At 71.5% G+C, this 23,938-nt stretch carries 15 protein-coding genes; 10 read left to right on the forward strand and 5 right to left on the reverse strand.

Translation table 11 applies throughout. From position 1 onward, the window contains the following. Positions 1 to 116 precede the first annotated feature (116 nt). Positions 117 to 2,822, reverse strand: coding sequence for an NPCBM/NEW2 domain-containing protein (locus QQS16_RS02325; RefSeq protein ID WP_286059915.1), 2,706 nt, complete (start codon positions 2,820 to 2,822; stop codon positions 117 to 119). Positions 2,823 to 3,941: 1,119 nt separating this feature from the next. On the opposite strand from QQS16_RS02325, the gene QQS16_RS02330 reads away from it, so the two are divergent. The 3 genes from QQS16_RS02330 (at position 3,942) to QQS16_RS02340 (ending at position 8,641) form a co-directional block, all read left to right on the forward strand. Further along, positions 3,942 to 5,450, forward strand: coding sequence for an ABC transporter substrate-binding protein (locus QQS16_RS02330; protein ID WP_286059916.1), 1,509 nt, complete (start codon positions 3,942 to 3,944; stop codon positions 5,448 to 5,450). An 86-nt stretch (positions 5,451 to 5,536) separates the two neighbouring features. Then, positions 5,537 to 7,324: an ABC transporter permease subunit gene (locus tag QQS16_RS02335; protein WP_286059918.1), complete on the forward strand. Its 1,788-nt coding sequence runs from the start codon at positions 5,537 to 5,539 to the stop codon at positions 7,322 to 7,324. Positions 7,325 to 7,333: 9 nt separating this feature from the next. Then, positions 7,334 to 8,641 (forward strand): MDR family MFS transporter, encoded by a 1,308-nt coding sequence (locus QQS16_RS02340; protein ID WP_286059919.1) that lies wholly within the window; start codon positions 7,334 to 7,336, stop codon positions 8,639 to 8,641. Positions 8,642 to 8,764: 123 nt separating this feature from the next. Here the strand turns inward: QQS16_RS02340 and QQS16_RS02345 are convergent, their stop codons facing one another. Next, on the reverse strand, positions 8,765 to 9,214 hold the full coding sequence (locus QQS16_RS02345) for an ATP-binding protein (RefSeq protein ID WP_502963883.1): 450 nt from the start codon (positions 9,212 to 9,214) through the stop codon (positions 8,765 to 8,767). A 328-nt stretch (positions 9,215 to 9,542) separates the two neighbouring features. On the opposite strand from QQS16_RS02345, the gene QQS16_RS02350 reads away from it, so the two are divergent. Both QQS16_RS02350 and QQS16_RS02355 read left to right on the forward strand, forming a co-directional pair. Continuing rightward, positions 9,543 to 10,193, forward strand: coding sequence for a uridine kinase family protein (locus QQS16_RS02350; RefSeq protein WP_286059920.1), 651 nt, complete (start codon positions 9,543 to 9,545; stop codon positions 10,191 to 10,193). Between the two features lie 1,012 nt (positions 10,194 to 11,205). Next, positions 11,206 to 11,817 carry a DinB family protein gene (locus tag QQS16_RS02355; protein ID WP_286059922.1) on the forward strand — a complete coding sequence of 204 codons (612 nt, stop codon included), beginning with the start codon at positions 11,206 to 11,208 and terminating at the stop codon, positions 11,815 to 11,817. Between the two features lie 186 nt (positions 11,818 to 12,003). Here the strand turns inward: QQS16_RS02355 and QQS16_RS02360 are convergent, their stop codons facing one another. Further along, on the reverse strand, positions 12,004 to 13,629 hold the full coding sequence (locus QQS16_RS02360) for a PucR family transcriptional regulator (RefSeq protein ID WP_286059923.1): 1,626 nt from the start codon (positions 13,627 to 13,629) through the stop codon (positions 12,004 to 12,006). Positions 13,630 to 13,876: 247 nt separating this feature from the next. Between QQS16_RS02360 and QQS16_RS02365 the strand changes: the two genes are divergently transcribed. The 3 genes from QQS16_RS02365 to QQS16_RS02375 are packed head-to-tail and all read left to right on the forward strand — an operon-like array spanning position 13,877 to position 19,472. Then, a complete protein-coding gene (locus QQS16_RS02365) occupies positions 13,877 to 15,145 on the forward strand; it encodes an aspartate aminotransferase family protein (RefSeq protein WP_286059925.1) in 1,269 nt (422 codons plus the stop codon). Beyond that, positions 15,142 to 18,036, forward strand: coding sequence for an FAD-binding and (Fe-S)-binding domain-containing protein (locus QQS16_RS02370; protein ID WP_286059927.1), 2,895 nt, complete (start codon positions 15,142 to 15,144; stop codon positions 18,034 to 18,036). Before QQS16_RS02365 ends, QQS16_RS02370 begins: the two co-directional genes overlap by 4 nt. After that, on the forward strand, positions 18,033 to 19,472 hold the full coding sequence (locus QQS16_RS02375) for an NAD-dependent succinate-semialdehyde dehydrogenase (RefSeq protein ID WP_286059928.1): 1,440 nt from the start codon (positions 18,033 to 18,035) through the stop codon (positions 19,470 to 19,472). The genes QQS16_RS02370 and QQS16_RS02375 overlap by 4 nt, the downstream gene beginning before the upstream one ends. A gap of 125 nt (positions 19,473 to 19,597) precedes the next feature. Here QQS16_RS02375 and QQS16_RS02380 read toward each other — a convergent pair whose 3' ends face one another. Together QQS16_RS02380 and QQS16_RS02385 are read right to left on the reverse strand one after the other, a co-directional pair. Next, positions 19,598 to 20,341, reverse strand: a complete 744-nt coding sequence (locus QQS16_RS02380; RefSeq protein WP_286066194.1) for an IclR family transcriptional regulator — start codon at positions 20,339 to 20,341, stop codon at positions 19,598 to 19,600. A 329-nt stretch (positions 20,342 to 20,670) separates the two neighbouring features. Beyond that, the gene (locus QQS16_RS02385) at positions 20,671 to 21,417 is read right to left on the reverse strand and encodes an IclR family transcriptional regulator (RefSeq protein WP_286066195.1); all 747 of its coding nucleotides are present in this window, start codon (positions 21,415 to 21,417) and stop codon (positions 20,671 to 20,673) included. 285 nt (positions 21,418 to 21,702) lie between these two features. Between QQS16_RS02385 and solA the strand changes: the two genes are divergently transcribed. Then, positions 21,703 to 22,842 (forward strand): N-methyl-L-tryptophan oxidase, encoded by a 1,140-nt coding sequence (gene solA / locus QQS16_RS02390; RefSeq protein WP_286059930.1) that lies wholly within the window; start codon positions 21,703 to 21,705, stop codon positions 22,840 to 22,842. 2 nt (positions 22,843 to 22,844) lie between these two features. Then, entirely contained in the window at positions 22,845 to 23,906 is a 1,062-nt protein-coding gene (locus QQS16_RS02395; RefSeq protein WP_286059932.1) for a M14 family metallopeptidase, read from the forward strand. The last annotated feature ends 32 nt before the right edge of the window (positions 23,907 to 23,938 follow it).

The raw sequence follows: 23,938 nt of genomic DNA on the forward strand, positions 1-23,938 counted from the left end.
TACACGTCGTTGTCTGCGGGGGTCAGGGGATAGGGGGCAGGTCACGTCGCAGCGCGCCCCGTAGGGGGCGCCCTGGCGCCCGAGTGCCGGCGCTGCCGCCGGCCCTCGGAATGGCGCTATCCGGTGGTGTCAGGAGCGATCGAACGCAGTTGTGCGTCCGCCCAGTCCGCGTGGTCGAAGTTGATGCCGTCGCCGCCGTCGGTGACGCGCAGCGTCAGGCGCCGCACTCCACTGACGTCGACGTCGAGTGCGCGAGCGGCGTCCGCGGGGGTCATCACCTCGGTCCGTGCGAGCAGTTGCCCGTCACCGACCACTTCGAAGACGACCGTGGCCGTGCCGCCGACCTCGTCGTCGACACCCACGTGAGCCCGGAACCGGTCGTAGGCGCCGCGGATGTCGACGGACACCTCGGCCGTGGCATGCATACCGAGGCCTTTGTCGTACGCGGTGCCGCGGATGCGCAGGGGACCGCCGTCGCCTCCGGCGTTTTCCCCGTTCGACGTGTCGCGTTCGACCGGCCCCCAGCCGTTGCGCTCCTCGACGAACGGCAGATCGCTCACGTAGTCCACTCCCGGTGGTGCGACGAACACCCGTACCGTCCGCTCCTGACGCAGCGGGGGGACGCCGGCTTTCTCGCCCGGAGCCCAGTAGGCGGCGCTCACCACCACGTCGTGGTAGCCGTACGCCGCGTCGGACGGGACGTGCACGGTGGCGCGTGCGCCGATCGCGGCGCCGGTGGCGAGTTCACCGGCGTGAGCGGTGCCACCTGTGACCGTCCAGCCCTGCGGGGGGCTCACGCGCACCGTGGCGTCGCGCACCGGACCGAAGTCCTCCACCTGGAACGTGCCTTCGACATCGACCGTCTTCCCCGGGTCGGCTTCCGCTTTCTTCGGTGTGGCCGACAGGACGGTCAACGGCACGCGGTCCACGGGCCGGTCGCACGTGGCACGGCCGGGCAGGGCCCGGCAGATCAGAGCGGCGAAGCCGCCGCCCGCCGACGTGGGGACCGACAGCACATCGCGGCGGTCGGCGACCTTGGAGTCACGCACCAAGCCGCCCGGTCCGTCACGCAGAACCTCCAGCCGCCAGCGGCCGGCGCCGAGGAAGTCCAGCGGCACCCGGCGCGTGGCAGGCCCGTCGCCAGCGCTGACGTCGCCTACGAACCAGCGGTCGCCGTGACGCCGTGCGAGGGTCGCCCCGTCACCGGGGTGCCCGGACAGCAGCCGTGTCTCGTCCCAGACGGTCGGTACCTGCTCGAGGAACCGTTCGAGCTCCGGTCGTGACCGGTATGCCTCCACCGAGCCGGCGAAGTTCTGGAAGCCGGACTCGTAGACGACCGACAGGGCCAGTTCCGCGGCCTCCGAGGTGTTTCGGGTGCCGAACTGGAATCCCATGGGCGTGTAGTCCATGGATCCCACCACGTTCCGGGTGTACGGCAGTGTGGTGATGTCGGCGAGAGACACATTGCCCTGCTCGGCACCGTAGACCGCCTCCATCGACATGACGTGCGGCCAGGTGCGCTGGATGCCGTGCGGGATGGTCGACCCGTGGAAGTTGACCAGCAGTTCCCGCTCGGCGGTCGCCGCGAGGATGTCGTCGTACCAGCGGAAACGCTCCTGGGCGTCCGAATCCATGAAGTCGATCTTCAACCCGGCCGCGCCCCACCCCTTGACCCTGCCCAGGGTCTCCTGGCGTTCGGCGGCCGTGTCCAGATCGGACCAGTGCATCCACACCAGGATCTTCACACCACGCCGCTGCGCGTACTCGATGAGCCGCGGCATCCAGTCCTCGGTCTTCCACCCGTCGTCCACCAGCGTGTACTCCCAGCCGTGGGCGGCGCTGTAGTCGACGAACCGCTGCTGGGTCTCCAGGCTGCGCTGCGCGGAACCGAAGCCGGCCAGCCAGGACCACGCGACCTTGCCCGGACGGATCCACGAGGTGTCCGTCACCCGGGAGTCGGGCGCCAGGTCGTCGGTGAGGGTGGACTCCGTGACGGTGGCCAGGTCACCGATGACGGCGGTGCGCCACGGGGTGGCCAGCGGTCCCGCCGAGGCGACGCGTTCGTCGGCGAGTTCCACGGTGTACCGGCCGCTTCCGGCGTCGTGCGCGAGACGGCTGCCGGCATAACGACCGTCCACGTCCGACTCCGTGAGCAGGACGTAGGACTCGCCGACCCGGAAGAGCGAGGGGTACGCGTAGTCGCCTGCCGCGGCGTCCGCAGCGGTCGTCTCGGTGCGGGGCCGTTCGTAGTTGGGCGTGTACGGCATCAGCCACGCCGCGGCTTCGTCCGGCACCTGGAAGGCGGAAGCCTCGCCGAGCACCCTCACCTCGTCGTCGCCGGGCAGGACATAGCGGTAGGCGAACCCGTCCTCCGAGACACGGACGACGAGGTCGAGCCGGGCACCGTCATCCTTGGTGAAGGAGAACCGCGCCTCGGTCATATGGGCCACACGCCGGCGCTGCTTGCCGGTCGTCGTGGAGTACCGTTCGGTCACTTTCCGTACCATGTGTCCACGAAACCGCAGACCGGCGGTCAGGTCGGAGGCATCGGTGGTGATGCCGACCGGGGCGGGTTCGAGCACGGTGGTGCTGCCTCGGCGTACGCCCAGCGACAAGGTGCCTCGTGTGTCGTCGAGTTGCAGATGCGCGGTCAGGGCCTCGCCGGGCTCTCCCGCCCTGTACGTCACGTTCCACGACGTGGCCGCCGCGCTCCCGGCGGCCACGGCCTGGGGAGTGGGACTCGCGAGTCCCACGGTGGCGCTCACGGCTGCGGCGAGCAACGCCAGCAGTCTGCGTCTGAACCGGTGCGTTCCTGCGTGCACGTAGGCCTCCATCGAGTCCGGTAGCGTTGTCGGTTCGCTTTCTCTCAGCCCGCCAGGCGGACTGTTGCTTCTGATCTCCTTCCTGGCATCCCACCCCGCGGGGACGTGCTCCTCAGGCCACGACGTGACGGCGAGGGAGGTGCGTCGGATGTGACCTGTGGCCGGGACGCGGAGTGACACATAGCGGGCCGCGCTGTCGGTGCGCAGGACTCCCCCGCGCCGTCAGTCGTGCCGCGCACGTGCGGGTACGGCCGTCCCCGCTGAACTCCGCCCGCGCTGCCGGGCGGGACCGGGGGCGTGGACACCCAACTCCTCCCGTCCGGTGTCGCCCAGGAAACCGCCGTCGAGACCGTGCGGCATCCAGCCGCCGGAGTCGGAATCGTCTCCCGTGCCCGACCCGGCTGGGCCGGCCCTGTTCGCGGGCGACGGTGTCGACGGTGCGGCGCGTCACCTCGTCGAGGTCGTCCCACGGCAGCCGGGCCGCCAGGACGAAGCAGGACTGGAAGGTGGCGTCGAAGAGCCGTTTCCCGCCCCTGCTGTTCGGACCAGCGGGTGTGGGTGAGGAGGGCGCGGTCGTGGGTGTCGGAGACAGGGATCGTTTCCTGATCGGGCCTGGCCGCGACGCTCCTGGCGGCTGCCGCTGCCGCTGCCTCGGCCACGGCCTGCTCTGATCCCAGGACGAGCGGGGAGGCGGTCAAGGCGGCGGAAACGCCGAGGAGTTGGATGAGGTGACGGCGTGTGAACTCCGCGGCTGGCTGCGGCATGCGGCGGCGACCTTTCCGTCGACAACGTTGTCAAAGGGCCACGATCATTCTTCGGGTGCACCATGGGCACGTCAAGAGGGCCGCCGCTCGCGTTCCCCCAGGACCCCGGCGACGCGACCAAGGCGCGGCATGCCGTGCGCTCGCCCCTCATCCACCACAACCCCCACTGCCGCGGCGCGGACACCCAGAACGATGCGGCCGACGGCGAAGCCGCGGTCGGCGAGGCACCCTCGGGGCTGGTTCCGGACCGCGCTCATCCCCTCCCGACCCCCGCTATGCAAATGAAAACGGTTATCGCATATCCTCCCGTTGATGTCCTCTTGATCGGCACAACCGGAAGGCATGAACGCGAACCATGAGAACCCCCAGCCATCGGCTCATAGCCGGCCTGCTCCTCGCTCCGCTCCTCACCGGATGTTTCGCCTCCGGCAGCGAGGGCGCGTCCTCCTCCGGCTCGTCCGCCTCCGGGGAAGGTGGCCGCCTTCGGGTGGCGCTGGCCTTCACGCCGACGGAGAACTTCTCCCCGTACGGTTACGACGCCTTCAACCTGTCCCGACTGGGTGTCGCCGAGGGCCTCACCAAGCTGGACGCCAACGGCACCGCGGCCCCCGCGCTCGCCGAGTCGTGGACCAGCGAGAAGAGCGGCCTCAGCTGGCTGTTCACGCTGCGCGACGCGAAGTTCCAGGACGGCGAGACCGTCACCGCGCAGGCCGTCGCCTCCGCTCTCACCCACGCGGCCCGGGCGGAGCCGGCCCCCGCCGCCCTCTCCGGGGTGAAGCTGACCGCCCAGGCGGTGGGCGAGGACCAGGTGCGGGTCAACACCGGCGAGGCCGACCCGGTGCTGCCGCTGCGCATGTCGAACCCGAGCCTCGCGGTGTTCTCCCCGAAGGCGTACGCGAAGAAGGGCGCCGTGAGTCCGGTCGGCACAGCCACCGGCCCCTTCCGACTCACCAAGATCACCGGTGACACGGCGGCCACCCTGGACCGCTTCGACGACTACTGGGGCGGCCGCGCCCAGGCCCCCGGCATCGACGCCACGTTCGTCGCCGACGGCACTGCCCGCGCCAACTCCCTGCGCACCGGGCAGACGGACATCGCCGAGGCCCTCCCCGTGGCGCAGATCGCCTCCCTGGACAAGGGCACCGTCCATGAGACGAACACCGCCCGCAACACCAGCCTGTACCTCAACACCAAGTCCGGCGCCTTCACCGACGCCGGCCTGCGTGCCGCCGCGCGTGAGGCGATCGGCACCTCCGTCATCGCCAAGGACGTCTACGAGGGACACGCCGAGACCGCCCAGGGCATCTACGGTCCCGCCCTGAACTGGGCGGCGGGCAAGCGGATCGAGCCCACCGGGCGGGCCGAGGTCGCCGAGCCCGGCGGTAAGAGCATCACCATCGCCACCTACACGGGCCGGCCCGAACTGGCCGAGGCCGCCCAGGTGCTGCAACAGCAGCTGCGGAAGGCCGGGTTCAAGGTGAAACTCGAGGTCCGCGACTACGCACGACTCGAAGGCGACCTGCTGGCCGGGAAGTTCGACGCCGCCGTCGCCTCCCGCAACGTGATGCTCGACACCGGCGACCCCGTGTCCGTCCTCGTCAGCGACTTCACGTGCGACGGCACCTACAACCTGTCGCTGCTGTGCGACAGGAACGTCGACAAGGCCGTCGCGGACGCCCAGGCCGTGGCCGACCCCGCCAAGCGGCAGGATGCCGCCATGAAGGCGGAGGCGGAGATCCTGGGCACCGACGCGGTGGTTCCGCTCGCGCACCTGAAGGTCGCCACCGGCATCCGCGCCTCCGTGCAAGGCGCCCTGCTCGACCCGTACGAGCGGCAGTTGATCGGAACGGGGACCCGGCGCTGAAACGTACAACCGGCACGACGAGCGGCGTTCCCGCCGCCCTGCGCGTCCTCGCGCGGAGCGGCGGCCCCACGCTGCTGTGGCGGACCGTGCTCGCCGCCTCCCTGGTCCTCGGGATCGGCCTGCTGCCATGGCTGTCCCGCACCGACCCCGCGCTGACCGTACTCAAGGCCCGGTCCGCCGAGCGAGATCCCACCCCGGAGGCCCTGGCCGCCGTACGGGACGAACTCGGCCTGGCCGACGGCCCGATGCGGCTGCTGGCCCGCTGGCTCGGCGGGCTGCTGCACGCCGACGCGGGCCGCTCCTGGATCTCCGGCACCGAGGTGCTGCCCGGTGCCGCCCAGGCCCTTGGCGTCTCCCTGCTCCTGATGGCCGGATCTCTCGCGGTAGCCGTGGGCACGGCCGCCGCGGTGTGCGGTCGCAGCCTGTGGCTCGGCTCCCGGCGCCGGCTCGGCGCACGCGCCCCCGGCGGCACAGTGACGGCCGTGCTGGCCGCGCTGCCGGAGTTCCTCGTCGCCGCCGTCCTCGCCTCGGTGGTCGGTGTCCAGCTCGGCTGGCTGCCCGCGCTGGGCTGGTACGGCCCGCAGTGGATGGTGCTGCCGTCGCTCGCCCTCGGCCTGCCCGCCGGGGCGGTCCTCGGGCGGATGCTGGACGACCTGCTGCCCGGCGCGTTCGCCGAGCCCTGGGCGCTGGCCACCGCCGCCCGCGGTATCCCGCCGGGCTCCGTGGCCCGCATGGCGCTCCGGCGCTGCGTGCCCGGACTGCTGCCCAACCTGGGCCTGTTCGTGGTCGGCCTGACCGGCGGAGCCGTCGCCGTGGAGCAGGTCTTCGACATACCCGGCCTCGGCCGGCTCACCCTGCGCGCCGCCCTCGCCCAGGACCTGCCCGTCCTACAGACCGGCACGCTGGCCCTGGTGCTCCTCGCGGCGACTGCCGGTGCCCTGACCCGGCTGGCGGCCCGGCTGCTGATCGGGCCCGCGCTGCGCGACGGCGCCCTGCACTCCCTGCACCGGCCCGCACCGCCCGCGCCCCGGACGCTGCCTTTGGTGTACGGGGTGCTGCTCACCGCCGTCATCGGCCTCGGCCTGCCCCGCGACCCGCTCACCCTGGACACCGGCGCACGTCTCCAAGCCCCGTCCTGGGCCCATCCCTTCGGCACCGACGCCCTGGGCCGGGACATCCTGGCCCGCATCGCGCACGGCTCGCTCGACACCCTCGGCATCGCCCTCGCGGTGAGCGCCACAGCTCTCGCGACGGGGATTCTGCTGGGTCTGCTCCCCCGGCTGTCCGGGCCCGTCGTCGACACCGTCAACGCGGTACCGCCCGTCCTTGCCGGTCTCCTCGTCACCGCCGTCGCGGGCGGCGGCGCGTGGACGCCGGCACTCGCCGTGGCTGCGGTCGCCTGGTCCCCGCTGGCCACCCACACCACAACCCTCATCCAGCAAGAACGCGCCACCACCCACCTGACCGCCACCCGAGCCCTGGGAGCCGGACCCTGGTACCTGCTCGCCCACGAACTGCTCCCGGCCGTCCTGCCACCCGTCGCCCGCCACGCTCTGCTCCGACTGCCCGGCATCGCCCTGTCCCTGGCCGCCCTCAGCTTCCTCGGCCTCGGGTCCCAGCCGCCCTCGCCCGAGTGGGGCCTGCTGCTCGCCGAGAACCAGCCGTACGCCGAACGCGCCCCCTGGGCCGTCCTCGCCCCCGCCGCCGTCCTCGCCCTGCTCGGCGCGCTCGCGGTGACCGCGGCGGGAGGCGTGCGCCTGCCGCGGCGGCGGTCGCCGGCACGCCCCGCGAGGCTGCCGGGCCCTCCCGCCGAAGTGAAGCAGGCCATGCCGACGCCACCACGTACGCCCGTCCCCACATCACCCACAGACTGACGGATTCCGATGACCGATCTCTTCCCCCGGGTCCGGCCCCGGCGACCCGCCCGGGCCCCGAAGCCGCCGCGCGAGCGGACCTGGAAGCACCTGTCACCGCTGCTGCGGCTGCTCATCCTGACCCAGCTCGCCTTCAACGTCGGCTTCTACGCCGTCCTGCCGTTCCTCGCCGCGCACCTCGGCACCGCCATCGGCATGGCGGGCTGGCTGGTCGGCTTCGTCCTTGGTCTGCGGACGTTCAGTCAGCAGGGCCTGTTCGTGGTCGGCGGCTGGCTCGTGGACCGTTACGGCGTGCGCCCGCTCGTGCTGACCGGGTGCGTGCTGCGGATCGCCGGGTTCGCCTGGCTGGGATACGCGCAGGCGACATGGACGGTCATCGGGGCCGTGCTGGTCATCGGCTTCGCGGCCGCGCTGTTCTCCCCCGCCGTGGAGTCCGAGGTGGCCCGGCAGGCGGTGGTGTGGGAGGAGGAGGGCCACGGCCCGAGGACCCGCGTCCTGGCCCTGCTCTCCGCGGCGGGCCAGGCCGGCGCGTTCGTCGGCCCGTTGCTCGGCGGCCTGTTGCTGCTCGTGGACTTCCGCACCGCCTGCCTCGCCGGCGCCGCCGTCTTCGTCCTCGTCCTCGCCGGACATGTCCGGCTGATGCCGCAGCACATCCCCGGCCGGGTCCGCACCCGCCAACGGGGCGGCCTGGGCACGATGCTGCGCAACCGCCGCTTCCTCGCCCTGTGCTGCGCGTACGGCACCTACCTGCTCGCCTACAACCAGCTCTACCTCGCCCTGCCCGACGAGGTGCAGCGCGCGACCGGTTCACAGGCGGCCCTGTCCTGGCTGTTCGCCCTGTCCTCCCTGCTGGTCGTGTGCGCCCAACTCCCGGTCACCCGCTGGGCCGGCGACCGGCTCGACCTGCGCCGTTCCATGGCGTGGGGACTGCTGCTCATCGCGGCCGGCTTCGCCGTCGTCGCCGCCGCCCGGCCCGCCGAGTGGACGGGCATCGCGGGCCTCCTGCCCGCCGCCGGGTACGTCGTCCTGCTCACCCTCGGCCAGATGCTGGTCGTCCCCGCCGCCCGCGCCTGGGTGCCCGACCTCGCCGAAGACGGCCGCATCGGCCTCTACACCGGCGCCCTGTCCTCCGTCTCCGGCCTGATCGTCCTCGTGGGCAGCTCAGCCACCGGCTCCCTGCTCGACCTGGGCCTGCCGGCCGCCGTACCGTGGCTTCTGCTCGCCGCCCTACCGGCCCTCGCGGTGACCCTGCTTCCCCGCCGTCCGGAGGGAGCCGAGGGGATCGAACCGACCGAAGGCACGCACCCGGCGGGCTGACCTCCGCCACGCGCCGCGGGCGGGTGCGCGACGCACCGGGGCGCGGCGGTCCCACGGGGGGCCGGCGCTGGCACCCCCTGCTGCCGGTCCGAACCTCAGCGCCCGGACCGTACGACGGGCGGGTTACTGGGGGCGACGGCCGGTGAGGGCTCCATCGGGGTCGTCGGGCAACGCGATGCGAACAGTGATGCGTTTGCCGACCGGTTCCCGCTGGACCTCGAAACCCTGGGCGACGGCCATGACGATCTCCAGGCCATGTTGCCCGACCCGGCCCGCATCAGCAGCCCGGGCCACCGGCAGGACCGGGTCACTGTCCCACACGATGATCTCCACCAGGTCCCCGGCGATACGCAGTTCCATCAGCACCGGCCCCGGCGCGTACTTGAGCGCGTTGGTGACCAGCTCACTGACCACCAGCTGCGTCAGATCCATCGCACGCGCGCACACCGGCAGACCGTGCTCAGCCTGCACGCGGCCGAGGAAATCCGCCGCGTAGTGCCGTGCCTCGGCAATGCAGGACCCGCCCCCGTCCAGAGCGATGGTGTCCCACGCCGGAGTGGCACCGGGCATCATGCGGTCCTCACCCTGGTCCACCTTTGTCTCCCCGTTCATCTGGTGCGCATACCCCGGACCCCGCCCCGCACGCTCCGTGGACTCGGGTACGCGAATCACCGAACGGGTGTTCACCGTAAGATCAGGGCAGGCTGTCGGCGCCAGCGGGCCGGGAACCTGAGTTCCCCATCAGTGAGCCCAGCGGAGGAAACAGTGACAGACCCCCGCGGAGCAGCCCGGCGGCCCGGCCGGCTGTCGATCTGTCTGGTGTGTGTCGATAGGCTCAAGCGACCGGCGGATCGTCCGGGCATGCCGGACCCGCGCCCCCACGTGCGAAGTCAGGTTGTCGATGCGCTTACATCCAGGCGAGACCGAGGCCGTCGGCTGGCGGGTGGTGACCGTACTCGACGCCGTCCGGCAGCTGCGCGATGCATCACCCGACGTCGGCGGACGTCCGCGGGTGATCGCGATCGACGGCCGGGGCGGCGCCGGCAAGACGACCCTGGCCGAGCGGCTGTGCAAGGTGGTGCCCAACTCCGCCATCGCGCACACCGACGACATCGCGTGGCACCACGCCTACTTCGACTGGGGCGCCGTGCTCGTCGAGAACATCCTGCGACCCCTGCGTCAGGGTGAGGCGGTGGACTTCCGCCCCGAGGCCTGGATCACCCACCACCGGCCCGGATCGATCACCATCCCCGCCGGTGCCGACTTCGTCTGGGTCGAGGGCACCGGCATCATCCGCGAAGAGCTTGACCCGTGGCTGGACGCCTCTGTGTGGATGCAGGGTGACCTGGATGAGCAAGAGCACTTGTTGGCCGTCCGCGACGGTGACTCCCCCGAGCAGCGCGAGCACGTGGCGAACTGGCTGCTGGAGGAAGTGCCGTTCATGGTGCGAGAACAGCCGTGGGCCCGAGCCACCATGATCGTCGCCGGCCCTCCGCAGATCGACCACGACCCGGACACCGAGCTGGTCGTCGCCCCGCCGACCAGCCCATAGGGCGGACGGCCCGCCGATCGACCTGAACCCCGACAGCGAAAATCCCACCCCGTACCCGCTCCAGCCGACTCAAGTCCTCGGTGGAGCGGGGCGACGTGGCATGGACGCTCGGTCAGGGCGTCAGCGTGACCAATCACAGCCCAGGCGATGCTCGGGCCGTGCGGGCAATCTCGGCCCGCACGGCCTTCAGATAACAGACACGATGCTCGCCTGCACCAAAACAGGTCTCGTCGGAATGGTGCGCCATCTCGCGGGAGGCTGTTTCCATATTCCTCACGAATGGGCCCAGTTCCCTGGCACTTATCAAGTGACCTGAAAGGGTTCGGAAAAGGACATCGCGTCCATGATGAGCAACGAACAATCACAGAAGAATGGCACAGAACGGAGTTGCGAACAATTCAACCCGTGACGCGCCCGTACGTACTCAGTCCCACACGTAGAGGCCCCAGCCAGCGGATTCACGGTAGCACTCGTAGTACGAGTAACCATGGCGGAGGTAGTACTCCCCGCCCACCTGACAGGACGCCTTCGTGGAATAGTGATCAATGAAGTGCTCTGCGGAAGGTGCAGCAGAGGCACTGCTGCCCAAGCCGACAACCCCAAGAGTCGCCAGCATCCCTGACGTGGCAACGATTCGAGCGATTTTCCCCTTCATGCAACCTCCAGGAAGATCAGTTCTGGCTGGACGGTGGAATTCTTCATACGGATCGATTCCATGTCAACGTACCGTTTTGAGCCACGCGAACAGGAAACCCAGCGGCCGGCGGATGCCACCGCCGCGGTGGGCGTCTTCGAGAGAGAAGCGCATTGTTTCGGTCACGCCATCGCGTGTCCGGCCAGCAGTCGGGCGGCGGCTACCGCATCAGATACTCGTATGACTGGCCGCCGACCCCTCATCTCCGGCCACACACTCGCCATGAGCCCGACCGAAGCGGACCGCGTGACATGAACTCAGCCTCTGGCCGAATAGCGCACGGTCGGACAGAGATCATGCGAGCGGCAGACTGGTTCCATGACCGCATCAGATCCCAAGGCTGATCTTCACTTTTATCTACAGTCCGCCCGTGATGCCCTGCTATGGAAGCTTGAAGGGCTCTCGGAGTACGACATCCGCCGTCCGTCGACGCCGACCGGCACCAACCTTCTCGGCCTGGTGAAGCACGCGGCCGGCGTGGAGCTGGGCTATCTCGGCGACACCTTCGGACGGCCGTCCGGTGAACCGCTGCCCTGGCTCGAAGGCGGTGCCGAACCGAACGCGGACATGTGGGTCACCGCCCACGAGTCACGCGAGTACATCGTTGAGCTCTACCGCCGAGCGTGGACCCACGCGGATGCCACGCTCGACGCGCTGGCGCTGGACACGATCGGCAAGGTGCCGTGGTGGCCCGGCGGGAGGGACGAGGTGACGTTGCACCACGCCGTGGTGCGCGTGATCGCCGACACGCACCGGCACGCTGGTCACGCCGACATCATCCGGGAGCTCATGGACGGTGCCGTGGGGATGAACAAGGGCAACGACGGCATGGCACCGGGCGATTCGGCATGGTGGGAGAACCATCGGAGCCGACTGGAGCATGCAGCTCAGGAAGCCGACCGACGCATGACTCCGGACCAGATCAGCTGAGACAGTTGAGGCGAGACGGACAGTCGTCCGGGCGGCTGTCCATCTGCTGGCCCAGGACTCGGTGCAGGCGAAGGGAGCATCCGCACCCTGCGCGTCCTGCTCGGTGCCTTCGCCCCGCCGAGTCGGCGCATCGAAGGCCGGGCCGGTGGTCGGAGTGGCACTGCCGGAGCCGCTGCTCGTCATGTGTCAGTGGGCTCGCAGCACATCGAGTGCCGTGAGAGCCGTGTGGAGTTCGGTGCGCTGGTCGCCGGACTCCAGGTCTCGGCCGAGGAGACGCTCGATGGTGCGCAGGCGTTGGTACATCGTTTCACGGGAGAGGCCGCCCCGGCGTGCGGCGGTGGTCTTGTTGCCGGCCGCTTCGAGGTAGTGGCGCAGGGTCGTCAGCAGGTCGGTGCCGTGCTGGGTGTCATGATCCATGAGTCGCCCGAGCTGCCGTTCGGCGTACGCCTGGATCCGGGTGTCCTCGCGGAGGGCGTACAGCAGGCGGTGCAGGCCGATGTCGGACGACTCGTGGAAGGACCGGTCCGCGGGGAGGGGCTGGCCGGGTGGGGTGGCCTCGGCGACGCGGGCCGCCTCGCGGAACGAGCGGGCGGTGTCGGAGAGGTCCGTGATCTCCGAGCCGACGCTCACCGCTGCTCGCGGGGCCATGCTCAGTGCGGTGCTGCACATTCGTTCGACGATGGGGCGCCAGGGTTGGGATGGACGCAGAGCCAGCAGGATGCCGAGGCGGTCGGGGGCCAGCTCGCCGACGAGGGCCGGGATGCCGGCGGTCCGGAGCTCCTGGGACAGGCGGGTCTCGAGCTCGGTCTTTCCTGTGCCTGTGCGGAGGTCGACCAGGGTCGCGACGAACCGGCTCTGGCGGGTCGGCAAGCCCAGTGCGGCGCAGCGGGCGTGGGCGTCCGCGGCGGAGCGGTGGCGCTGGTCGACCAGGTCGCGCAGGGCGTTTCGGTGTGCGGTGCGTTCCCAGGGGGTGGAATGGATGAGGCGGGCGACGGTCAGCGCCATCGCGGTCCGCTCCAGCACGGTGATGTCCTCCGGCCCGGAGGCGGGGCCGTCGGTGCGGGCCGGGAGCATGACCACGCGGCCCCAGCGCTCGCCCTGGTACTCGACGGGAGCGGTGAGCCAGCCCGCCGGGCCGCGTGTCGGCGTGTGGTCGTCGGCCTCGGCGGCCCTGGAGCGCCGTTCCCAGCCGATGAGCGCGTCCTCCAGCGTGCCTCCGGACGGTTCGCAGATCAGTGCCTGGTGCGCCAGGTTCTCCAGGACGACCGTGCGGCCGCACATCTCCGCCGCCGTACGCACCACGTCCTCCGGACCGGCGCCGCGCAGGGTCAGGGCGGTGAACACCTCGTGGATGCGCTGGGTGCGGCGCATCACGTCCGCCTGGTTGCCGAGCAGGAGGGCGTGCACGACCTGGGTGACTTCCAGGAAGTTGACGTCCTTGGCGAGCGTGACGAGGGGAAGCCCGCGCAGACGGCAGGCGTCGACGAGTGCGTCCGGCGGGCGGTGGTAGCGACGTACGAGTTCGATGACCAGCGCCGCGGCCCCGACGTCGGCGAGTTCGTCGACGTACCGACGCACGCCGGCCACGTCTTCCGGGAGCGGCATTCCGGTGGTCAGGACGAGTTCGCCGCCCTTGAGGAAGGACGCGGGGTCGGTCAGTTCGGTGATGTGGACCCACCTGACCGGCCGGTCCAGGTGGGGCTCACCGGTGACGACGTGGGGTTGTCCGGCGGCGAGGACGGGAAGGGCCAGGACGTCGGCGACGCTGGGGGCGCGGGTGGGCCCATGGCCGGCCGGGTGGGTGTCGTTCACGGTGTCTCCATGGGGTCCCCTGCCCGGGCACGGCTCCGTGCCCGGGGTGCCCGGCCACTGTGACAAGCGCCGCTGACCTGCGCAAGAGCGGTCCGTGAGCGATCGGCGCCCAGCATGGCGCCGGTGAGGCTGACACAACGTCCGGATGTCGCGGCCCGGCCGGACAGATCGCACGTTGGCGCACCCCTGGTCCGCGGAGATGCTCGGGACACCGCAGCAGACCGCGCACCGAGGCCGGGAGACGAACATGACCGCACTGTCGCCGCACCTTCGCCAGGCCACGCCCGTGGTGGCGGTCCGGGGCGAGGGCGTCCACCTCTACGGTGAGGACGGCCGCCGCTACCTCGACTTCACCGCCGGCATCGGCGTCACCAGCACCGGGCACTGCCACCCGAAGGTCGTGGCGGCGGCGCAGGAGCAGGTGGGCACGCTGGTGCACGGCCAGTACACGACCGTCATGCACCGGCCGCTGCGGCAGCTCGTCGAGAAGCTGGGCGAGGTGCTGCCGGCCGGGCTGGACAGTCTGTTCTTCACCAACTCCGGCAGCGAGGCCGTCGAGTCCGCGCTGCGGCTGGCCCGCCAGGCCACCGGCCGTCCCAACGTCATCGTCTGCCACGGCGGCTTCCACGGCCGTACGGTGGCCGCCGCCTCCATGACGACGTCCGGCACCCGCTTCCGGTCCGGCTTCTCCCCGCTGATGAGCGGCGTGGTCGTCACCCCCTTCCCGTCGGCCTACCGCTACGGCTGGGACGAGGAGACCGCCACCCGGTTCGCCCTGCGGGAGCTGGACTACACCCTCCAGACGATCTCCTCGCCCGCCGACACGGCCGCGATCATCGTCGAGCCGGTCCTCGGCGAGGGCGGCTACGTCCCCGCCACCCGGATGTTCATGGAAGGCCTGCGGGAGCGGGCCGACCGGTACGGCTTCCTCCTCATCCTCGACGAGGTGCAGACCGGCGTCGGCCGCACCGGCCGCTTCTGGGGCCACGACCACTTCGGCGTCATCCCCGACATCCTCGTCACCGCCAAGGGCCTGGCCAGCGGCTTCCCGCTGTCCGGCATCGCCGCCTCCGAGGAGCTGATGGCCAAGGCGTGGCCGGGCTCGCAGGGCGGCACGTACGGCGCCAACGCCGTGGCCTGCGCGGCGGCCGTCGCCACCCTCGACGTCGTACGCGACGAGAAGCTCGTCGAGAACGCCGAGGCGATGGGGGCCCGCCTGCGCCAGGGCCTGGAGGCGGTGGCCGACCGCACGCCGGGCATCGGCGACGTACGCGGTCTCGGTCTGATGCTGGCCACCGAGTTCGTCACCGAGGACGGCGGCCCCGACCCCGACACCGCCGCCCGCGTGCAGCGCGCCGCCATCGACGAGGGCCTGCTCCTGCTGCTGTGCGGCGCCTGGAACCAGGTCGTACGCATGATCCCGGCGCTCGTCATCGACGAGACCGCGGTGGACGAGGGCCTTCAGGCGTGGGCCACCGCGGTGGAGGCCGGCACCTCGGGGGCGACAGGGCGATGACCGACACCACCACGGCCCCGGAGCCGCTGGTCGCGCGGCTCGCCGAGACCGCTCCCGGCCTGCGGGTGGAGACCGGCCCGGGCTCCACCGGTCCGTACGCCTACGACGCCTCCAACTACCGGGTCCCGCCGAGGGCCGTGGTGTTCCCCCGCAGCACCGACGACGTGTGCGCGGTGCTGCGGGCCTGCCGGGAGGCGGGCGTCCCCGTCACCGCGCGCGGCGGCGGTACCAGCATGGCGGGCAACGCGGTCGGACCGGGTGTGGTCCTGGACTTCTCCCGGCACATGAACCGGATCCTGGACATCGACCCGGTGGCGGGCACCGCGCGTGTCGAGGCCGGGGTGATCCTGGACGCGCTGCGCGGCGCGACCGCCCCGCACGGGCTGAGCTTCGGCCCCGACCCGTCCTCGCACAGCCGCTGCACCCTCGGCGGGATGATCGGCAACGACGCGTGCGGCAACCGGTCGGTGCGGCACGGGCGTACCAGCAGCCACATCGAGGCGCTGGAGATCGTCACGGCCGACGGCGTGCGGGCCGTCGCCGACCGGACGGGACTGCGCGCGGCCGACCCGGACGACCCGGACGCGGTCCGCCGTGTCGCCCGCCTCGGAGCGGACGTACGGCATCTGGTCGATGCCAACCTGGCGCCCATCCGCACCGAGCTGGGCCGCGTTCCCCGTCAGGTCTCCGGCTACCAGCTGCACCACCTGCTGCCCGAGCACGGCTTCGACATGGCCCGCGCGCTGGTGGGCACCGAAGGCTCCTGTGCGGTCGTCACCGCGGCGACGGTCCGCCTGGTGACGACCGCACCGGCCGCCACCCTGCTGACGCTCGGCTACGACGACGTGGTCGACGCCGCCGAGGACGTCCCCGAGATCCTGCGCTGGAACCCCACCGCCGTGGAGGGCATGGACGAGGCGATCGTCGCCACCATGCGCGCCCGCCGCGGCCCGGACTCGGTGACCGGGCTGCCCGAGGGGCGGGCCTGGCTGTACGTCGAACTCGACGGGGACGACCAGACGGCGGTCGACGCCCGCGCCGCCGAACTGCTCGACGTGCTCGAGGCCCAGGGCCGGATGACCGGCGGACGGGTCGTGCGGAGCCCTGCCGAACGGCGTTCGCTGTGGCGGGTCCGCGAGGACGGGGCCGGGCTCGCCGCCCGCCTGGTGGACGGCGGGGAGTCCTGGCCGGGCTGGGAGGACGCGGCGGTCGCGCCCGGGGACCTGGCCGCCTACCTGCGGGACTTCCGCAAGCTGCTGGCCTCCCACGGCCTGACCGGGGTGCTGTACGGCCACTTCGGTGCGGGCTGTGTGCACGTACGCATCGACTTCGACCTCGCCACGGACGCCGGCCGGGCCGCGACCCGCCGCTTCCTCGGTGAGGCGGCCGCGCTCGTGGTCTCGCACGGCGGCTCGCTGTCGGGCGAGCACGGGGACGGACGGGCGCGCGGTGAGCTGCTGGAGATCATGTACAGCCACCGGATGATCCGGACGTTCGCCGCCTTCAAGGAGATCTTCGACCCCGAGGGGCTGCTCAACCCCGGCGTCATCGTGGCCCCGGCCCGCCTCGACGCCGACCTCGCGCTGCACACGCCCTCCCACGTGCTGCCCGTCGAGAGCCTCTTCTCCTTCCCGCACGACAAGGACGGCTTCGCGGGCGCGGTACGCCGTTGCGTCGGCGTCGGCCGCTGCCGCAGCGACACGGGCGGTGTGATGTGTCCCAGCTACCGGGCGACCGGGGAGGAGACCGACTCCACGCGGGGCCGGGCCCGGCTGCTCCAGGAGATGGTGCGGGGCGACCTCGTCCAGGACGGCTGGCGCTCGACAGAGGTGCGCGACGCCCTCGACCTGTGCCTGTCCTGCAAGGCGTGCTCCAGTGACTGCCCGGTCGGCGTCGACATGGCCACGTACAAGGCGGAGTTCCTGCACCAGCACTACAAGGGCAGGATCCGGCCCCGCTCCCACTACTCGCTGGGCTGGCTGCCGCTGACCTCGGCCCTCGCCGGATTCGCCGCCCGCCCGGTCAACGCGCTGCTGCGCGGACCGGTCGGCAAGCTGCTCGCCCGGCTCGGCGGCGTGACCACGAAGCGCCGGATCCCGGCCTTCGCCTCCCGGCACGCGCTTCGCCGGGCCCTGCGCAAGGCGGAGACCGGTGAGCCGGCCAAGGCCCTGCTCTTCATCGACAGCTTCACCCGAGCCTTCCGCCCCGAGGTGGCGGGCGCCGCGAGCCGCGTGCTCGCCGACGCCGGGATTCCCTGCACGGCTCAGGACGGCCTGTGCTGCGGATTGACCTGGGTCAGCACCGGCCAGCTGTCCACCGCCCGCCGCGTCATGGCCCGTACGGTCGCCCACCTCGACAACGGCGACGACCGGCCCATCATCGTGGCCGAACCCAGCTGCGCCGCCGCCCTCAAGCGTGACGTGCCCGAACTGCTCGGCACCGACGCCGCCCAGCGCGTCGCGGCCCGCGTGCACACCTTCACCGGCGCCCTGACCGACCTGGCCGCGCCGGACTGGACCCCGCCGGAGCTGCCGGACCAGGTCGTCCTGCAGACCCACTGCCACGAGTACGCCACCTTCAAGGGCAGCCACCCCCGCGACCTGCTCGGGCGCCTCGGCGTACGGAAGGTCGACGAGGCCGAGGGCTGCTGCGGACTCGCCGGGAACTTCGGCTTCGAGGAACAGCACTACGACACCTCGATGGCCGTCGCCGACCTGGCTCTGAAGCCCCGCCTCGACGACATCACCCAGCACATGCCGACGGTCGTGGTGGCCGACGGTTTCAGCTGCGCCACCCAGATCGACCACCTCGCCGGTGACCGGGGCATCCGCGCCCTGCACCTCGCGGAGCTGCTCGACCCCGCCGCCGATCAACCAGGAGAGACGTCATGACCGACACACCCACGCAGTTGTTCATCGGCGGGTCCTGGGTGGATGCCGCGGACGGCGCCACCATGCCCGTCGATGACCCCGCGACCGGTGAGATCATCGCCCAGGTCGCCGACGCGGGCGCGAAGGATGCCCGGCTGGCGGAGGACGCGGCCGTCCGGGCGCAGGGGGAGTGGGCCCGCACGGCACCGCGGGCGCGCAGTGAGATCCTGCGCCGGGCCTACGAGATCATTCTCGAGCGCACCGACGAGCTGGCCCACCTGATGACGGCCGAGATGGGCAAGCCGCTGGCCGAGGCCAAGGGAGAGGTGGCGTACGCGGCGGAGTTCTTCCGCTGGTTCTCCGAGGAGGCCGTGCGTATCGACGGTGGCGGCGGAATTCTGCCCGACGGCCGCAACCGCATGCTGCTCTCCCGTCGCCCGGTCGGACCCTGTCTGCTGATCACCCCGTGGAACTTCCCGCTGGCCATGGGCACCCGCAAGATCGGCCCGGCGATCGCCGCCGGCTGCACGATGATCCTCAAGCCTGCCCCGCAGACCCCGCTGTCCAGCCTGGCCCTCGCCGCGATCCTCAAGGAGGCCGGGCTGCCGGACGGCGTGCTCAACGTCGTCACCACCTCTCGTGCGGGGGAGGTGTGCGAACCGCTTCTGCGCGGCGGGCGGATGCGCAAGCTGTCCTTCACCGGCTCCACCGACGTCGGACGCCTGCTGCTCGCCCAGAGTGCGGAGGCGGTCGTGCGGACCTCGATGGAGCTGGGCGGGAACGCGCCGTTCATCGTCTTCGAGGACGCCGACGTGGACAAGGCGGTCGACGGCGCGATGGTCGCCAAGATGCGCAACATGGGCGAGGCCTGCACCGCCGCCAACCGCTTCTTCGTCCACAGCTCCGTGGCGGAGGAGTTCGGGCGGCGCCTGGCCCGGCGCATGGGCGCGCTGGTGGTGGGTCCCGGTACCCGGGACGGTGTCGACGTCGGCCCGCTGATCGACCGGGTCGGGCGGGCCAAGGTCGAGGAGCTGGTGGCCGACGCGGTGGAGCGTGGCGCCCGGGTGCTCGTGGGCGGCCGTACGCCCGAGGGGCCGGGCTGCTTCTACCCGCCGACCGTGCTCGCCGACGTCGCCTCCGACAGCCGTCTGATGGACACGGAGATCTTCGGCCCGGTCGCGGCGATCCTCACCTTCGACGACGAGGACGAGGTGATCCGGCGCGCCAACGACACCCCCTGGGGCCTGGTCGGCTACGTCTTCACCGAGGGCCTGGACCGTGCCCTGCGGGTCAGCGAGCGTCTGGAGGTCGGCATGGTCGGCCTCAACACCGGCCTCGTCTCCAACCCGGCCGCTCCCTTCGGCGGCGTCAAGCAGTCCGGGCTGGGCCGTGAGGGCGGCCGGGTCGGGATCGAGGAGTTCCTGGAGTACCAGTACCTCGCGGTGCCTGTGCGATGACGGCGGTTCTGCCCTGACCTACGCCGCATCGCGCACCGCGGGCCACCCCCGTGCCCGGCCGCCGAGTCCTCCCGGCCGGGCACGGGGGCAGGTCGGTCCCGCCGCAGGCCTGCCCGAACCGTGACTCAGCGCAGGTGGCGCGCGGTGATCTCCGCCGCCGTCTCGGTCACCAGTCGCCCCAGCTCCGCGAGCCGACCGGGCTCGAAGCGTGAATCAGGCAGGGAGACGGCCACGGCGGCCAGCGGGACGCCGTCACCGTCCAGGACGGGGGCGGCGATGGCGCAGATGCCCTGGAGGTACTGGTTGTGGTTGACGGCGTAGCCACGCTCCCTGACCCGCCGGAGTTCCGTGCGCAGCTCCTCGGGGTCGGTGATGGTCTCCTCGCCGTATCCCTCGAACGTGCCCGTGGCGAACAAGTCGACCTCGGGATGCGGGAGATGCGCGAGGATCGCGTGCCCGGTGGCCGTGGCGTGCAGCGGTGAGGTGTCACCGATGGTGTGGAAGGTCCGCACGGCGTGGTCGCAGTCGACGCGGTCGACGACGACCATGCTGTGCAGTGCGTCGGGCACCGAGAGATGGATGGTCTCGTTCACCGTGTCGCGGAGGCGGATCATGGGTTCGCGGGCGGCGGCGAACAAGCTGGAGCCCTGGAGGGCGGCGGGTCGTACGGCGAGGACGCGGGCGCCGATCTCCCAGCGCGTGGTGTCCCTGCGGTTGGCCCGGAGCCATCCCGCCTCGTTGAGGGTGACCAGGGTGCGCTGCACCGTCGACTTCGGTAGGCCGAAGAGTTTCGTCAACTCGCCCACGGTGACCGGCTGATGCCGGGCGACCGCCTCCAGGATGCGCAGTGACCTGATGACGCTCTTCATTTCCATCCGGCCCCCATCAGTCGCGTGGCTTCGTCGCTCACCTTGACTCCCTCCCCGGAGCTGCGGGCACGACTCATGCCGCATTCTAGCATGGCGTTCCACAATACGGCATGAAGGGGAATGGCGCCCCATGGTCTTCCCGGCGATGAGCGGCGGGAGCGCCCCTGCCCCGTCCCGCGTGCCGCGCGCGGCGGCCGCCCTGGAACCGACGCCCCCGGTCGGGCCCGGGGTGACGGCTGCCCTGACATGCGGCGAGGGCCGGCTTGCACGCTTCGACGTGTGCAAGCCGGCCCTCGCCGGTCGGGGCCCTCTTGGGCCACCACCTTCCGTCAGCCGCCCAGGAGGCGTCCGCTGATCTCCTCTGCCGCGCCGGCCACGAGGCCAGCCCACTCGGACTCCCGTTTCACGTCGTACCGGGAGTCGGGCATCGAGATGGCCACGGCGGCCAACGGTGTCCCGTTCTCGTCGAGCACGGGTGCGGCGAGGGCGCAGACGCCCGGCCGGTACTGGTTCCGGTTGATCGCGTAACCGTCGGCGCGGATCCGGTCCAGTTCGGCGCGCAGCTCGTCGGGGTCGGCGGGGGTCGTGTCGCTGAAGCGCTCCAGGCCCTGGGCGATGACTTCCTCGACGTCCTGCTTCGGAAGCCGGGCGAGGATCGCCCGCCCCACGGCGGTGGCGTGCAGCGGTGAGGTGTCACCGATGGTGTGGAAGGTCCGCACGGCGTGGTCGCAGTCGACGCGGTCGACGACGACCACGCTGTGCAGTGCGTCGGGCACTGACAGGTGGATGGTCTCGTTCACCGTGTCGCGGAGGCGGATCATGGGTTCGCGGGCGGCGGCGAACAGGCTGGAGCCCTGCAGGGCGGCGGGTCGTACAGCGAGGACGCGGGCGCCGATCTCCCAGCGTGTCGTGTCCTGGCGGTTCGCGCGCAGCCAGCCCGCCTCGGCCAGGGTGACCAGAGTGCGCTGCACGGTCGACTTCGGTAGGCCGAAGAGTTTCGTCAACTCTCCGACGGTGACCGGCTGATGCTGGGCGACCGCTTCCAGAACCCGCAGCGATCTCGTGACGCTCTTCATTTCCATCCGGTTTCCCCCCGTTAATCCGCGGAATTTCTGCTGGACACCTCTTGACTCCCCATCGAGCCGCTGCCATTCTCGTGCCAGATTCTAGCACGGTGTTCCACAATGTGGCACGGCGCTCGGCGGAGGAGATTCCGAAGAAGTGGGCCGGGGCCGCGAGACGCGGCGGCTGTGAGCCGAGGACCCGAGGAAAGGGCCCGGCCCCCGCCCGAACCACCTTGAATCAACCAGCCTCATGCCGGGCGCTCAGCATGCGCTTCGGCGATACGAAAGGAAAGCCCTGTGTCAGCTGCCAGGAAGCGCGTCGGCGTCGTCGGCGTCGGAACGATGGGCAGCCAGGCCGCCTGGCGGCTGGCGGCCCGCGGCGCCGAGGTCGTCGGCTACGACCGGTTCGCCCCCGGCCACGACCGCAGTGCCGCCGGCGGTGAGACCCGGATCTTCCGCAGCGCGCACTTCGAGGACTCCCGTTACGTTCCGCTGCTCAAGCACGCCGACGCCCTGTGGGAGCAGCTCCAGGAGGAGACCGGCCGTGAGCTGCGCCGGCTGACCGGCTGCCTGCTGATGGGGCCGACCGATCACCAGCAGATGGCCACCGTCCTGCAGTCCATCGAGGAGCACGGCCTCGACCACGAGGTGCTCGATGCCGAGCTTCTGGCGAAACGTTTCTCCCAGTACCGCATCGAGGACGGCGACGCGGCCGTGCTCGACCGCCGCGCCGGTTTCATCCGCCCGGAGCTGACCATCCAGAGCGCCGCCCGCCGCGCCGAGCAGCTGGGCGCGGTGATCCACCGCTACAGCACGGTCCGCGAGATCGTCCCCGTCGCGGGCGGCGTCGAGATCCGCACCGACTCCGGCAGCGAGCGCTTCGACACCGTCGTCGTCACCCCTGGCCCCTGGGTCAACGACCTGCTGCCCGACCTGCCGTGGGAGGTGGACGTCCGCCGCCTGGTCAGCGCCTGGTACGTGCCGACCGCCCCCGAGGCCTGGTTCGGCGAGGAGCGCCCAGCGTTCATCCGGACCGCGCCCACCCACTGCTACGGCCTGCCCTCCCCGGACGGTATCTCCGTCAAGCTCGGCCTGTCCCGCGCCCTGCATCAGCCGGCGGGCGACCCGAACAAGCTGGACCGCACGGTGCGGCCGGAAGAGCTGGAGATCTTCTCCGAGCTGATCGGGCGTCACATGCCGGACCTGCACCCGGACCCGACCCGGCTCTCCGTCTACATGGAGGGTTACACCGAGAGCAGCCGCCCCCTGGTCGGACCGCTGCCCGGCGCCGAGAACGTGATCCTGCTCGCCGGTTTCTCCGGCCACGGCTTCAAGCTCTCGCCCGCCTTCGGCGACATCGCCGCCGACCTGGCGCTGGACGGCACCTCGCCCCAGCCCATCGACTTCATCTCCACCGTCGGCCGTACGGAGGCATGACCATGAACGACGCCACCCTCACCGTCGGCTCCCTCGAGGCCCAGCCCGGCACCAAGGCCCGCGGCACCGTCCGGGCCGACCTCGGCACCCTCACCGCGGACATCCCGCTGACCCTGGTCAACGGCTCCCGCCCCGGACCCCGAGTCGTCATCACGGCGGGCGTGCACGGCGGCGAGTTCACGCCCATCGACGCCGCCGTACGGCTGGCGGACCTGCTGGAGCCCGGCGAGGTGCACGGGCAGGTCATCATCTGCCCCGTCGCCAATCCGCCCGCCGTGTACGAGGGCCGGCTCAACATCTCCCCGGTCGACGGCGTGAACCTCAACCGCGTCTTCCCCGGCGACCCGGCCGGCGGCCCCACCGAGCGGCTGGCCGCCTGGCTCTTCACCCACCTGATAGACGGCGCCGACGTCTACGTCGATCTGCACTGTGGCGGCATCGACCAGGTTCTGCGGGACTTCGTCGGCTACCGCCTCACCGGTGACCCGGACCTGGACAAGGCCACGGCCGAACTGGCAGGCTCCTTCGGCATCGAGGACGTCATCCTCGGGCTGAAGGCCGACGGCGGCAACAGCCACGCGGCCGCCGCCCGCCGGGGCATCTCGGCGGTCCTGGTCGAGGTGGGATCGCTCGGACAGCGGGACGAGCCCACGGCCCTGCGCCGCGTCGACGGCCTCCTCACGGCACTGCGCCACCTGGGCGTCCTCGACCAGGAAGGCTCCGCCCCGGCGCCGGTCCGCCCATGGGTCTGGTCCGCCGGCGTCACCGCCGAGGCCACCGGCCTGTGGTACCCGGAGTTCTCCTTCCACGCCGATGTCATCGGCGAAGTGGCCGAAGGCGACCTCCTCGGCCGCATCGTCGACCCGGCCGACGGCACGCAGCACACCGTCCACGCCCCCGCCGGCGGACGGATCTTCTACGGCATGCACGGCCTCACCGTCGCCCCCGGCGACGAACTCGCCGCCCTCGCCGTCCCGTGGGACCCCGACACGGCCCCGAACCCCGACACCCTCCGTACCCCCGGCGCGGGCCACGGATCCGACGAGGCGGCCCCCCGCCCATAGCGTCCGCCCCCTGCCCACAGCGCCCCACACCC

Origin of the sequence: Streptomyces sp. ALI-76-A (genome assembly GCF_030287445.1) — a bacterium.
Classification (GTDB): Bacteria; Actinomycetota; Actinomycetes; order Streptomycetales; family Streptomycetaceae; genus Streptomyces.

Bases quoted from the DNA above. Each gene is read 5' to 3' on its own strand.
- QQS16_RS02330 (WP_286059916.1), top strand. From the start codon at position 3,942: ATGAGAACCCCCAGCCATCGGCTCATAGCCGGCCTGCTCCTCGCTCCG.
- QQS16_RS02340 (WP_286059919.1), top strand. From the start codon at position 7,334: ATGACCGATCTCTTCCCCCGGGTCCGGCCCCGGCGACCCGCCCGGGCC.
- QQS16_RS02345 (WP_502963883.1), bottom strand. From the start codon at position 9,214: ATGATGCCCGGTGCCACTCCGGCGTGGGACACCATCGCTCTGGACGGG.
- QQS16_RS02350 (WP_286059920.1), top strand. From the start codon at position 9,543: ATGCGCTTACATCCAGGCGAGACCGAGGCCGTCGGCTGGCGGGTGGTG.
- QQS16_RS02355 (WP_286059922.1), top strand. From the start codon at position 11,206: ATGACCGCATCAGATCCCAAGGCTGATCTTCACTTTTATCTACAGTCC.
- QQS16_RS02365 (WP_286059925.1), top strand. From the start codon at position 13,877: ATGACCGCACTGTCGCCGCACCTTCGCCAGGCCACGCCCGTGGTGGCG.
- QQS16_RS02370 (WP_286059927.1), top strand. From the start codon at position 15,142: ATGACCGACACCACCACGGCCCCGGAGCCGCTGGTCGCGCGGCTCGCC.
- QQS16_RS02375 (WP_286059928.1), top strand. From the start codon at position 18,033: ATGACCGACACACCCACGCAGTTGTTCATCGGCGGGTCCTGGGTGGAT.
- QQS16_RS02380 (WP_286066194.1), bottom strand. From the start codon at position 20,341: ATGAAGAGCGTCATCAGGTCACTGCGCATCCTGGAGGCGGTCGCCCGG.
- QQS16_RS02385 (WP_286066195.1), bottom strand. From the start codon at position 21,417: ATGAAGAGCGTCACGAGATCGCTGCGGGTTCTGGAAGCGGTCGCCCAG.
- QQS16_RS02395 (WP_286059932.1), top strand. From the start codon at position 22,845: ATGAACGACGCCACCCTCACCGTCGGCTCCCTCGAGGCCCAGCCCGGC.